A 12,907-nucleotide genomic window follows, 5' to 3' on the forward strand; every position below is an offset into this window, starting at 1 on the left:
GCCATTCCGCCTCCCGCCGAAGACAGCATGCTTGAGCTGAAAGCAACGACTTTAGCTTTCCAGCGGGGCCAGACCGACTCGGGGGCAAATCTTCAGCATCGGGCATTCAAGGCATTTTGGACGACGGGCAATACAGATCTGCCGACCGTGGTGAATCATGCGATGTGAGTAGTCGATCCACTCTTTCTTTGGAAGAATCGCAACGAGATCTCGCTCGATGATTTCGGGATTCTGGCTTTCTGTGAGGCCGAGAAGGTTGGAGATTCTCCGGACATGCGTGTCGACGACCACTCCACTCGGAATTCCGAATGCGGTTCCGAGGACGACGTTCGCTGTTTTGCGACCGACTCCTGGAAGCTTGACCAGTTCGTCGAGAGACTGAGGGAGAACTCCGTCATGGCGATCGACGAGCGCCTGCGCCATTCCTCTCAGATTCGTGGCTTTGGCCCGAAAGAACCCGAGTGGTTTGACGATCTCTTCGACTTGTGCCTGAGTTGCGGCAGCCAGGGATTCAGGATCAGGAAACTTGGAGAAGAGTGTTGGCGTGACCGAATTGACTCGCTCGTCCGTACACTGAGCCGAAAGAATCGTCGCTGCCAGGAGTTGAAATGGTGATTCGTGATGCAGGGCACACTCTGCCACGGGATAGGTCTTGCGCAGCCGCGTGACCACTTTGCGGGCTTGTCGCTTTCTGGCATCAAGAGTGTCAAACATTGGGAGCCGATCGTTTCATCCGTTGAACACGTGTTTCAGAGTCTTTGAAAGAGATCTCGGAAACGCAATCGAGAGTTCATTTTCCTGTCGACAAGTATCAATTCTACGCGCTAAGCTCAACGTCCCAACCCAGAGAAAAACGATCATCCAACGATCAGAGAACACTTGAGAAGGTGGAATGGACAACGAACAGTTTCGACACGCCGTCAGCTTGTTCAATAGACAGGAATTCTTCGCGTGTCACGATGTTCTTGAAGAAATCTGGTCAGAGACTCTCGGCGAGCAGCGGGAATTTCTGCAAGGCCTGATTCACGCGGCGGTCGCGCTCTTTCACTTCGGAGAGGGAAATCTTGGGGGAGCGCGGAAGATGCACGATTCCACCGTCCGGTATCTCACTCCCTATCTCCCCGAATGCTCGGGGCTGGATCTGGCCACTTTTCTGGCAGACTTCGAAGTCTGCTTTGAACCGATTCTGGGATCGCACGACAGCTATCCACAGGGAGCGGAAATGAACCCGGAATTGTGCCCGAAACTGGAGTTTGTTGAGTAGCATCGGGAGGAATGGAACATGTCATCAGAAACACAGAAATTGTTGAAACAGCCGATCGAACGGTCTCAACACGCTTACCCAGTACTGCTTCTGGAAGACGTCGCCGTGTTGCCGGAAGCAACGGAAGTCGTCATCGCACGCGATCACCTGAAGCGTGACTGCGAACAGTTAGTCGAAGAGGAACCGGAAGCAACCGTGATTCTCGTTCCGGATCGCACATCGATTCGCGAAGGCCAGATCGTCTGTCTGGCGAAAATTCTGCGAACCGAAGACGTCTCCGCAGACGAGTTGCAAATCGAATTTCGAGGACTGTCACGAGTCGAGATTCTTGAAAGCGACGCGAATGACAACTCAGTAGTGGTCCGTCATCTGCATGACGAGCGCTCAACAACGTCCACCGATCGGCGCGAAATTCGTCTCGCAATCTTGCAGGCATTGGAAATGTTGTTTCCTGATGCAGTGACGAGTCGACTTCTCATTCCGCTTCTTGAAGTCGAACTCTCGTTCTCGCGCCTCGTGGATCTGGCTTCGACCGTCTGCGATTTCGAAATTCATGAACGGTTCGAACTGCTTGCTGAAGCTTCCGCTGATCGCCGCGCAGAATGGATTCTGAATCGGCTGTATGGCCGAATCCAACATTCGCGACGTGTGAAAGAGAACGGAATGCCCCTTTTCAGCAGCAATTGATCAGAAGTTTCTAACGCTTCTGTCTTAAATTGCGATTGTGGATTGTTTCTCCCTGTCAGAAACATTGGCCAACATCTTGCCGACTGTTCAGGGGTTCCGTACCGTTGACGTAGAGTGATCGATCGAGATCATTCTGAAAAACGCAATAGCGAGGAGTTTCTCAAACTGAGGCGAAGTGTCTCAGCGAGTTCCTCAGGAGCGTGAAGTTTTCAGGTCGATTGAGGTATTTCCGATACCTTCGTTTATGAACAATGATAAGACGAAACAGCAAATCCTCTTTGACGCTGCCCGGCTGATTCACTCGCGACAGGAGGTAGATTACTACCGGGCGAAAATGCGTGCTGGACGAAAGATTTGCGGAGGTTGGGTCAAACAATCGCTTCTCCCGACTGATACGGAATTGAGGAACGAAGTCCAACGCTTCGTGTCGCTCTACGAAGGAGATCGCGGGTTCGATAACCTTCTGGACCTGCGATTGACTGCCTGGAGGATGATGAATCTTCTCGAACCATCTCAGCCGATTCTCTTTGGAGGAGCGGTCGATGGGGAAATGCGATCGGGCGGACAGATTCAGATTCTTATCGACGCTTCTGCGTTGGATCGAGTCTTAAGCTTACTCGATCGTCACGGGTTGTTTTTCGAGCAGCAGTCTTTCGAACCGACAAGGAGTTCGGAGTCGGTGCGAGTACTGGTGAAAGAGAAATACCCGGTCGAGTTGATTTTCCGGTCGGGTGATTGGCTCTCGAGCGAGATCGAAGAGGACAACCCCAAGGAAGCAGAAGCGAACCTGGAAGAGTTTCAGGAAATTCTCCGCGACAGCTACCCGGACTTCGATCCGGAATTCTCTGCGAGTTCGGAACTCGAGCCATCTGATCGGTTTGAATTCTATCGACTCCTGCTTCTTCCTCTGGAGAGTGTGGAACAGAATAAGCACGATCATCCCGAAGGAGATGCTCTCTATCACAGCTTGCAGGTTTTTGAGCAGGCTTGCGCGAGAAAACCGTACGACGAAGAGTTTCTTCTCGCTGCGATTCTTCACGATGTCGGACTCGCTGTCGATCCAATGGACCCAGCGCGTGCTGGTTTAGACGTTCTCGATGGCTGGATTACTGAACGAACAGCATGGTTCATCGAGAACCTGCAAGATGCCCAGCGTGCTCAAATCGGAGTGCTGGGAGCAAGAGCTTTGCGGCGGCTCCAAAAGCATTTGGACTACGAAGATCTCACACAGCTAGCCGAGTGTGATCTTCTCGGAAGGACTCCCGGAGCGGATGTTCGCAAGGTCACAGAAGCATTGTCGATTATACGTGAGCTTGCGCGAGACGAATTGGACGCAGCAGAAGACTGATCTCGATTCAGAACAGCGAAAACATCATGAGCTGAGTAGATCGCACGAGCCAGGTGCGTTCGGTGGGTGAGATTTTCCCTGTGCGAAGCATGTAGCTGGTTTTCGATTTGACTTGCGAAACGAACAGCCGCTGCAAATCCGTCATCTCGAACTCTCCCATCTCTTCCGCTTCAAGAAGTTGTTTTGTCACTGAGTTGATGGCACGAACTTCGTGCAGCGAAGGTGTTTCGTCGACGTCCCATTCAATGGAAGATGGCAGATTGGCGATCTGGTCTGCCACACGAAGCATGGCAGTGGAGACAAGTGCGATTTTGTCGATGTCCAGTTTTTCCAGCGTGTCTTCCGGCGTGTGATAGTCGGGATGTTCACCCGTAGAGAAAAACAGAAACGGAATTTTTCGATATCGAAACGGTCCATAGTCGCTGCGCGTGCCAACGATGTCTGTTCCGAGCCGGGCCACTTCGAGACCCTCAGGCACAGCAATTTGGTCGAGGCAATGGCTCACCTGAGGGGAAGTCTCCGCTCCCATGACGAAGACTGTCGGAATATCAAGTCCTCCGAGTGAACGACCGATCATATCCGCTGTGAGGCAGAAGCGGATCGATTCTTCTTCCAGCGGGCAGTGCGCAAGAAACCAGCGTGAACCCCAGAGCAGATGTTCTTCAAGATCGAACGAGACAAAGGCGATGCTGCGCCGAGCTGGATTTTTCGCAAAGTGTTTCGCCAGTTCCAAAAGCATCGAGACACCACTGGCATTGTCGTCAGCTCCGGGAAAGATCTTCCCCCCACGGACTCCGAGATGATCGTAGTGGGCGTTGACGACGATCCACTCCCTTTTGAGAAGCGGGTCTGTTCCCTCCACGAATCCGCCTATATTGCGTCCCATGATGATGGGATCAGCGGACTTGTCGTTGAAATCAGGGACTGCTTGGATGAAGCCATCTTCGAAAAGCGGTTGCAGACCGGATTCCTCAAACCGAGCGATGATGTAATCGGCCGATTCGATTTTTCCCCAGTCGTCTCTGCCGCGTCGGTCCGGACTCGCCAGATATTCGAGATGCGAGAGCAAGTCCTGAGCGGAGACGATGGTCTCAGCAGCACTTTCGGCCTGTTCGACTTCAACCCCGTCGCTTGCAACCGCGAGGTTAGCGATCGCGATCAGACTGAAAATCAGAGCGAGGAGAAGTCGCTGCATTCGACTTTCATGATGCTGGTGACGGACAACTGGGCAGCCTTTCGACATCGTATGGAGCATTTTCTTGAGTTGCGCGGTGGATCGATTCGATTGGGAATGGTGACCAATTATGACGGCTGGGCGGATTCTAACGAAAAATCCTGTTTTGAACGCCGTCGCCTGTCGATGTTTCCTTTGATCAGTCAACTTTCGACGTGATGCGATCACTCTCACCGGTGCTTGTGCGGCAACACGTCCTGAGGAATTTAGTCCGCTCTCTCCGAAATTAATCATGGAGATCATTCATGTTGAAGCAAACACTTCTGGCCGGTTTGTGCTCCGTCGCATTCCTGGTCGTCATGTTTGTCGGCACCAACGAAGTTGAAGCAGCTCCTCCGGGGCAACCGACGAATTGGCAGCGATTCTACCACTATCCTTACGTTTACTACCCACAGAACTACCAGACTCAGCCAGAGAGCTACGATCACATGTATTACCGGTATCCGACCGAACGTCGGATCCCTGTCTACAACTCTCAGTGGCACAACTTCTATCCCAGCGAACGACCATATCACTGGGGCCATCACTTCATTCTGGACGTCTTCTAGGAGAAGTTCCTGAATGTGTGAAACGAGTGGTTTCACCAGAATGTTGTCGAAACCACTCCGTCGATCAACGGCAGACAGACGAAAAACTCTGCCACATTTTCCTTCCGGTTTGCACATGCCTGCATGAGCAAACACTTCTGAGTCTTTGAGGGAAACGGCTCAGATCCAAGAAGAGGAAAGAGCAGCTTGCTCCATCTGGGGGCGATGAATCAACTTGAGGGTGAGGGGAACAGCCTGCTTCGGCTTCGAAGCAGGCTGTTTTTGTATTTGCTCTTTTGCCTTTTTTTTGCGTTCTGCTTGATTCAGTTTGACACGTCAATTGGCGGATCTATGTTTCCCTGACCGAGATTCGCGGTCACAAATCGCAATGACAACTTAAACGCGGCAAGGAGAAGCTAGGAGCTTTGAGGGGACCTTGTCGCGTTTTTTCGTGCGCGCATCGCTGTGAATCTTTAAGGGTTATACCGATTCTGCTGAAGCCTGTTGTAAAACAGACCGATTGATTGAGAAGGACTGAAGTTTTTGTCCCAATCAGTTGGTCCGATGTCGCACAACACATTCAAAACTGCCTTCTGGACGATGCTTCTCGCATTCGGACTCACGCTCGTTCTTACCGGGTTCGATCCGGCAGACTTTGAGTTCGCCAGAAAGAAGGGCGACCCAGCCGGTCAGGCAGCGACTGAAGAAGTTGTTTCTTCTGACCCGATTACGGACAGTGCTGACGTTTCTTTGGAACCGACATCCGATGAAATCCCGAATCGGATGCACGTTGCGTTCCAGGAACTGCGACCGCGAACTCGTCCGCTCGCCAGGCAAGCTCAGCGGGAACCTGCTATCACACCGCTGACCCTTTCGCATTCTTCGAATACATCCACAAACGCCGGATCTGAATGGAACGAGAGCCCGCTGCAAGTTGCGAGTTCACAGTCAGTGCCGACAGCGAATGCTTCGACTCACTTGGAGGCAGGATTTCAGGTTGCCTCGGCGGATCGCGATGCACGAATTGGACAGCCGCCCGTGCCTTCGAGTTTTGAGCAATCAACGCCTCCATCGTTTCCGGTTTCGTCTATTCCTCCTGTGACGGAAGTGGTCGAACAGAAATCGATCATGGTGCCGATTCCGGAAATGCATCACGACGACCGTTCTTCGTCGGCGAAAACTTCATCTGACGATTCGGAACTTTCGCTCGAACTGAGTGAGCTTCGACGTGAATTGATGGAAATCCAGTTGAACGAAGCACGCCGCGAACTCAACAAAGTTGGCGAGGCCAACAAAACGCCAGAATGGATGACGGAGATTCGCGAGCTGCGGCAGCTCATCGAAGAGGTACGAAGCCAGGCACAGGCAATGGTTGAAGTAAGAGAGCTCAAAGAGCCATCACTTGAATTTCCTTTTGAAGAGTCGAAGGAACAGATCGTTTCAGAAACGATTGCTCTAACAATTCCCGCTGAAGAATTACCAAGTCCAGTTGTCAGTGTCTCGGCGGGCAGCTCACAGGAACGAAAGACATTCCAATTCGAGAACGTTTCGATTCGGAAGGTTCTTGAGATCGTGGGACAACATGCCGGGCACCACGTGGTGATCGAGCCCGGCGTGGTTGGAGACTATTCCGGCGAGCTAACAGATGTGGTTCCCAATGAGGCATTCGCCAATCTCATCCATGCACACCAACTGGGATTAAGAGCTAAAGGAGACTACGTGCTCGTGCGATCTCATCCGGGACTGAAGTAGTCATCCGGAATTCTTTATCCCGATGATCAGTTGCGACCAAGGTGGCTTCGTCGCAGCTACTCAGCTTCATCTTGTGAGCAAACGAGAGCGACTCGCAAGTCCATCACATTTGTGTGGGTCGGCCCCGTCTTCAGGAGTCCTCCGACCGCTTCGAAGAACGGATAGGAATTGTTGATCGAGAGGAATTCGTCAATCGCCAACGATTCTTGTTCTGCGATGGCAAGCAATTCGGCGTCAATGACAGCGCCGGCAGCATCGGTGGGACCATCTTCTCCATCCGTCCCGCCAGACAGTATCGTGATTCCGTAGCTGTCCGCTTGTTTCAAGACTTGAGCAGCGGCGAGGACCACTTGCTGATTTCTTCCCCCTTTGCGAGGAAGGTCTGTCTTCGCGAGCGAGACCGTCGGTTCGCCTCCTTCAATAACACAGACTCTTTCTGATGGGGAAAGTAGGTTGCGTTCATCGAGACAGCGTTTAGCCAGACTCTTTCCAATCTCGTCGGCATCACCGTCCAGATCGGCCTGTGACGAAATGACTCTGTAACCTAACTCGCTTGCTTTTTGAGTTGCCGCGGAGACGCTCGTCGAATTGTTGCCAATAATATGGTTCGAGTAGCTCGTTGTGATCGGAGAAGAATGGTCCACCTGCTCTTCTATTTGCAGACGAAGAGCTTTCCAAATTGAATCTGGAGTGTCGTCAGGGCAACGTTCTTCCAGGACTGCGATGGCTGATTGTGGATCGGTTTGAGTTTTAACGGTTGGGCCAGATGCGATTGTATCGAGCGGATCGCCGATGACATCGGAGATGATGAGGCTGATGAGCTGGCCAGCCCCACAAGCACGCAGCAGTCCTCCTCCTTTCACTTCGGAGAGAGCACGTCGGACGCAATTCAGTTCCTGAATTGTGGCTCCCGAATGCATGAGCGTTCGAGTCAACTGTTGCTTTTCCTCAAGCGACACACCCGCCGGGGGGGCAGGGAGAAGTGCACTTCCTCCGCCAGAGATGACCACAAGACACAAATCGTCCGGACCAAGGTTTTCGATGAGGTCCAGAATTCGTCGAGTTCCTTCAGCCCCAGCCTCGGTCGGTTCATTGACTCCAGCAGGGCGGGCAGCGTGTAGATGAATCTGACGGAGAGAGGTCACACAATCCGCAGGCACATTGACCCATCCTTCGGTGCGATCGAGCCATACTTCGGGGAGGATCAATTCAATTCCGGCTGCCATTCCAGCACCGGCTTTCCCCGCTCCCACGACGCAAATTCGTGAGTTTTCTTTGAGTCTCCAAGCAGCTGATCCGCAGACCAACTGGTCGCCATCGATCTGAATCGCGTTGGAAACGAGTCGCCTCGATTCAACAGCGTCGACTCCAGCTTTCCAGATCTCAATCGCGGATTGGCGATGAACTCTCATGAAATCCAAGCGATCCGTCTAGAGGTCACGATTGGGTGACAATCCGGGTAACATTTGAGTTTCACCCATTCTTGAATCGACGTTAGTCCTTGTGAGACAAGAGCCACCGACTGGACTTGAACCAGCGACCTAGGCTTTACGAAAGCCTCGCTCTGCCAACTGAGCTACGGTGGCGAAGTGTTTGATTCCAACGACTTACGACAAGTTCGGGATTTCTGAAATCTCCAGTGCACAAGGATTGGCAAAAGAATCCGCATCCTGAGTGCGTCGCAGCGTCTCACTCAAACTCTCGGAGCTACGTTGTACGTAATATCGCATCGTTGTTTCAATAGAGTGGTGACCCATCATTTTCTGAAGGTCAGCAGGCATCAGAACCGCTTGCCAGCGTTCTTCAAAGCGACCTCGTCGCTGAACGCGCAAATGCATTTCTCGCAATGAATACCGTGTACGCGATGGTGAGTCGCTGCAAACCTGTTGGCTCAATACTCTATTGTCATTCGATAAGAGTTCGTTCAACTTCGTTTCACGCAACCGGTCAAATCAATGAAGTCGATTCCGAAAGTCAGTCAAACACATCACTTTGCGAAGACAATCGACGAGTCGCTGACGATTCAGTTTGACGGATTGCCTCCCGTCCTTTCGACACCTCATCTGATTTGGAATCTTGAAACAGCTGCGATGGAGTTGCTGGAGGAGTACCTCTCAGAAGGAGAGATTTCGCTGGGAGTGCAGGTTGATGTGGAACATCTCAGCGCAGCTTTGATTGGAGATTCCGTTCAATTTCGGGCAACGGTTGTGAATGCGTCGGAGAAAGAAATTCTGTTCCGCGTCGACGCGACACTCTCAGGAACGGTCGTTTCTCGCGGTTTGCATCGGCGTCGGCTCGTTTCCGTAGCTACGATGCAAAAGCGGCTTCAGCGGTAGTTCGAAACCGGATCACTGATCGCGTTTAACAATGATCGGATTTCGACTTCTGAAATGGGGCCGGTCCGATCGCGGTTTTGGCAGGCGGCAGTGCGGACAGCGACGATATCGACCGGAAGCTTCGACAACGGGGCAATATCTTCGAGTTGCAGTCTTCCGGCGAGGGCACAAAAGAGATCGTGGCTTTGAATTTGGTGGCAATAATTCTCGAGCACGTCGTCGGGGATGATTTCTCGCAATCGTCCGCTCTGCTTGGAATAGGTGTCGATGAGAACGCCAGCACACCCGAAATCAGCAGCAGCGGAAATGACGTCTTCAATCGGGGGGGACTGAGCGACGAGTTCATCTGCATAAGCGACTGCAATCCAACTTGTGTGCTCAGCTGCTCCGAGTTGTGCCTCGATTTGTTGTCTGGTCTCGTTCCACTTCTCCGTCCAATTCGTGGAACTTCTAAGTCCAGACAAACCGAGTTTCAGAAAATCGATTTGCTGTCCGTCAAAATTCCACTCGCGCCACCGAGGACTCGCGTCGCTGACTTCTCCGCAGGCACAGCTGAATTTAACTGTGATGAGAACCCGGCCGGCTGATTTCGTCTGTGAACAGAGGCAATCTTCGATCGTTTTTCCCGAAGCTGCCCCGAGAGAACCTCTGGATGGATCTTTGAAATCCAGAATGTTCACACCGCTCGATAATGCAACACTTGCCTCTTCCGAATTTCGCACACTGACAAGGAGTTGCACCAAGATTTTCCTATCGGGAGAGGTCATTCCACAAGATGTTGGCAGTCGCAAGATTTGGCAGAACTTAGCATTTTTCAAGCCCCGTGTGCAGTCTTTTCAATTGCGCCGACTTTCTTGTCTTCGCCTCAAGAAATCGAATTGCCACGTTTTGGGGATTGTGTTATCACCCTGCCTCACTTGAAGGAACTCATTGGCCGGAGCTCATTTTTATGAGCACCGTGAGATAGACAGGAAGTCCATATGTCGTCACGGAACGACGACGCAAGTGCCAAAGGCGCTCAGCGTTTGAGATTGCTGTTCGTTGATGACGAAGCCCCGATCCGCATGGTGATGGGCGACGAACTCGAGCGAATCGGACACGATGTGACCGTCTGCGAGGGAGGTCAAGAAGCGATTGATGTCCTCTCGGACAACGCTTTTGATGTCGTCATTACCGACTTGAAAATGCCACAAGTCGACGGATGGGCAGTCATCGATCACATCAACAAATCCGGCGTCGAAACTGATATCATTATCAGTACCGGTCACGGTGATTTCGACGACGCGATTCGTGCGATTCGTGCAGGTGCTTACGACTTCTTGCGCAAACCCTACAAAATTGTCGAGATCGCAAACGTTCTCAATCGAGTCGCTGCAAAGCGATCATTGGAGAACCGTGCGCAAGCTCTTGAGACAGAGCTGCAAAGCGTTCGCGGAAAAACGAAACTGATCGGGGAAACCGAGGGAATGCTGCGAGTCAAACGACTCGTTGAACGCATTGCCCCCACCGATTCCAGCGTTCTGATCCTGGGAGAAACCGGGACCGGAAAAGAAGTTGTTGCTCGCAGTATTCACGAGCACAGCTCACGCTCAAAAATGCCATTTGTGGCAGTCAACTGTGGAGCGCTGCCGGAGAATCTGGTTGAGAGCGAATTGTTCGGCCACAAAAAGGGTGCATTCACGGGAGCGGACACTCCACGTAAAGGTTTGATTGAAGTCGCCAACGGAGGCACGTTGTTCCTCGACGAATTGGGCGAACTCGACAAAACGATGCAGGTCAAGCTTCTCCGATTTCTGGAGTCCGGTGAAGTTCGCCGTGTCGGAGAGAATGAACCATTCAATGTCGATGTGCGCGTCGTCTGTGCGACAAACCGCAACCTTGAAGACATGGTTCATGAAGGAACATTCCGAGAAGATCTCTTTTTCCGGGTGAACACGTTCGAAATTCGTCTGCCTGCTCTGCGTGAACGAAAAGACGATATTCCGGCACTGGCGAAGTTTTTGATCTCTCGCTGTCTGAAACGAGATTCAATTCCGGAAGATATTCTGGCTCCGAAAACGATTGAGCTGCTACGAGCTCACGATTGGTCCGGAAATGTTCGTGAACTCGCCAATGCGATTGAGCACGCGGTCATTCTCTCGAATGGCCAAACAATCGAACCGGGCGATTTGCCGGGAAGTGTGAGTCGCAAGTCGAGCAGTTCGAGTCGACCGTTCCACGTGACCAACTTTGTGCAACCGCTGACACTTCGAGAGATCGAAATGGAAGTGATTCTGCAAACGCTCGACAAGTACAACGGCGACAAGCCACAAACGGCCGAAGAACTTGGGATCGCGCTGAAGACGCTTTACAACAAACTCAATCAGTATCAGTCAAACGGTCAATCAGAAGCTGCTTAAGCCTCTCGTTTGCACTGTTTCCTCGATTGATTTTTGAAGTCGGGTTCCCTGATTGCTTTTCGTGAATCAGGGAACGGCATCTCGCCTGAGTCTGAGTTTGTCGTGAAACGGTGCGAAATCTGGATGATCTCAGGCTAAACACAAATTGCTGAGATTGCGATATTGCTACAGATGTTTCAGTCGGTTGCGATGATATTCCAACCGTTCTTCGCTGGTCATCTTCGAGAAGTCAATCTGTGCGGAGCTGTTCACCTTTGACTTCGGAGCAGGGGCTGCTGCGGAACTCGACTTGTTCTCTTCGATGTAACTCTGAGACCCGGTGGTAATTTGTTGGTCCTGCTCAAGTGGCCGCAGCGGGGCAATGTTGAGTTTCTTGAGAACTGAGTGGTAAGCGACGACCGCTTCCTCCGGGCTGATCACTCCATCCACGATGTGTCGCAGAAACTCGATGAACGCCATTTGATTCTCTGCATGGTTGATCTTTCGTCCATAGAGTGCGACTCGCGCCCCATGCTTTTGGGCATCGTGAATCATCTGAAACGCATCCCGCGTAGTCCCCGATGATCCTCCCAGAATTCCGACGACAAGGTGAGGGTCATAATTGACGAGCTCTTCCAATGCTTCCGGGCCGGGATATGGAATCTTCAGAAAGATGGGACGCGCGACGGATGGAACTCCCGCGAGTGTCCGGGCGATGACATCGTTGACGAAAAACGGAACTTCGGACTTCGGAATCGTGCCGGGAAAGTTCGGATGAAAGACTTCCAGGAAGTGCCGAAATTTCTTTCGCTCTGCTTCGATTCGAAATTCGCGATACGAGTTCAACGTCTCAAGGTCCTGTCCGATGAGGTTGTTGAACGTGACGGAATAAAGACCGAGGTCGGCACCGAATTCTCGGTTGTCGCTTGGGCAGTCGACTTCACCACATTGAGCATGGTCGAGCAAAGCTGTTCGAAACGGTCGGGCGGGTTCGGTCGGAATTGTGCTTCCGCGAAAGACGAAAATATCCGTCGCATCATTGGCTCGAATTGCTGGCGTCACGTGTGACTTATCGAAGAGCCTTTCTTTCTGACACAAGATCTCTGATGTACTGGCAGACATCAGCACGATGTCGACGACGCCTTGACGAATGACCTGTCGAATCTGTTCGCGGTATTCTTCGAGAGACTTGAAGGGAAACTGGCTGTCTGAATTGTGTCGATGTCCCGGTGCTGCGATTCCAAACCCCATGTCAGCATCTTTCGCATCAGCGATGATGAACTCGTTGCTGCCAGCTGGGTTCGAATGAATCGATTCCAGTTTCGCATCCAGAGATTTCTGCATCGTTGAATCCTTCGTGGCCGTTTCTTCGATTGTCTGC

12 protein-coding genes and 1 tRNA gene are annotated in these 12,907 nt (G+C 52.0%); 7 read left to right on the top strand and 6 right to left on the bottom strand.

Translation table 11 applies throughout. The features are described from left to right. Positions 1 to 51: 51 nt before the first annotated feature. Complete coding sequence (gene nth / locus AB1L42_RS09530) at positions 52 to 714, bottom strand: endonuclease III (protein WP_367053729.1); 663 nt, start codon at positions 712 to 714, stop codon at positions 52 to 54. Positions 715 to 892: 178 nt separating this feature from the next. On the opposite strand from nth, the gene AB1L42_RS09535 reads away from it, so the two are divergent. From AB1L42_RS09535 to AB1L42_RS09545, 3 genes are all read left to right on the top strand, one after another. Then, positions 893 to 1,264, top strand: coding sequence for a DUF309 domain-containing protein (locus AB1L42_RS09535; protein WP_367053731.1), 372 nt, complete (start codon positions 893 to 895; stop codon positions 1,262 to 1,264). Between the two features lie 18 nt (positions 1,265 to 1,282). Further along, entirely contained in the window at positions 1,283 to 1,951 is a 669-nt protein-coding gene (locus tag AB1L42_RS09540; protein WP_367053733.1) for an LON peptidase substrate-binding domain-containing protein, read from the top strand. Positions 1,952 to 2,195: 244 nt separating this feature from the next. Then, positions 2,196 to 3,299, top strand: coding sequence for a tRNA adenylyltransferase (locus AB1L42_RS09545; protein ID WP_367053735.1), 1,104 nt, complete (start codon positions 2,196 to 2,198; stop codon positions 3,297 to 3,299). 7 nt (positions 3,300 to 3,306) lie between these two features. On the opposite strand, the gene AB1L42_RS09550 is transcribed toward AB1L42_RS09545, so the two are convergent. Beyond that, positions 3,307 to 4,494, bottom strand: a complete 1,188-nt coding sequence (locus tag AB1L42_RS09550) for a M28 family peptidase (RefSeq protein WP_367053737.1) — start codon at positions 4,492 to 4,494, stop codon at positions 3,307 to 3,309. A gap of 284 nt (positions 4,495 to 4,778) precedes the next feature. On the opposite strand from AB1L42_RS09550, the gene AB1L42_RS09555 reads away from it, so the two are divergent. Together AB1L42_RS09555 and AB1L42_RS09560 are read left to right on the top strand one after the other, a co-directional pair. Then, on the top strand, positions 4,779 to 5,081 hold the full coding sequence (locus tag AB1L42_RS09555) for a hypothetical protein (protein WP_367053740.1): 303 nt from the start codon (positions 4,779 to 4,781) through the stop codon (positions 5,079 to 5,081). A gap of 543 nt (positions 5,082 to 5,624) precedes the next feature. After that, a complete protein-coding gene (locus AB1L42_RS09560) occupies positions 5,625 to 6,812 on the top strand; it encodes a hypothetical protein (RefSeq protein ID WP_367053742.1) in 1,188 nt (395 codons plus the stop codon). A gap of 56 nt (positions 6,813 to 6,868) precedes the next feature. Here the strand turns inward: AB1L42_RS09560 and AB1L42_RS09565 are convergent, their stop codons facing one another. Together AB1L42_RS09565 and AB1L42_RS09570 are read right to left on the bottom strand one after the other, a co-directional pair. Then, positions 6,869 to 8,224, bottom strand: coding sequence for a DUF4147 domain-containing protein (locus AB1L42_RS09565; RefSeq protein WP_367053744.1), 1,356 nt, complete (start codon positions 8,222 to 8,224; stop codon positions 6,869 to 6,871). 101 nt (positions 8,225 to 8,325) lie between these two features. Next, positions 8,326 to 8,398, bottom strand: a tRNA-Thr gene (locus AB1L42_RS09570). A gap of 369 nt (positions 8,399 to 8,767) precedes the next feature. Here AB1L42_RS09570 and AB1L42_RS09575 point away from each other — a divergent pair. Further along, positions 8,768 to 9,148 carry a hotdog domain-containing protein gene (locus tag AB1L42_RS09575; RefSeq protein WP_367053747.1) on the top strand — a complete coding sequence of 127 codons (381 nt, stop codon included), beginning with the start codon at positions 8,768 to 8,770 and terminating at the stop codon, positions 9,146 to 9,148. Here AB1L42_RS09575 and AB1L42_RS09580 read toward each other — a convergent pair. Beyond that, complete coding sequence (locus tag AB1L42_RS09580; RefSeq protein ID WP_367053750.1) at positions 9,139 to 9,888, bottom strand: (5-formylfuran-3-yl)methyl phosphate synthase; 750 nt, start codon at positions 9,886 to 9,888, stop codon at positions 9,139 to 9,141. The two genes, AB1L42_RS09575 and AB1L42_RS09580, sit on opposite strands and share 10 nt — an antisense overlap. Positions 9,889 to 10,128: 240 nt before the next feature. Here AB1L42_RS09580 and AB1L42_RS09585 point away from each other — a divergent pair, with 240 nt between their 5' ends. Continuing rightward, a complete protein-coding gene (locus AB1L42_RS09585; RefSeq protein WP_367053757.1) occupies positions 10,129 to 11,547 on the top strand; it encodes a sigma-54 dependent transcriptional regulator in 1,419 nt (472 codons plus the stop codon). A gap of 165 nt (positions 11,548 to 11,712) precedes the next feature. Here the strand turns inward: AB1L42_RS09585 and AB1L42_RS09590 are convergent, their stop codons facing one another. After that, entirely contained in the window at positions 11,713 to 12,870 is a 1,158-nt protein-coding gene (locus AB1L42_RS09590) for a hypothetical protein (protein ID WP_367053760.1), read from the bottom strand. Between the last annotated feature and the right edge of the window lie 37 nt (positions 12,871 to 12,907).

Origin of the sequence: Thalassoglobus sp. JC818 (assembly GCF_040717535.1) — a bacterium.
Classification (GTDB): Bacteria; Planctomycetota; Planctomycetia; order Planctomycetales; family Planctomycetaceae; genus Thalassoglobus.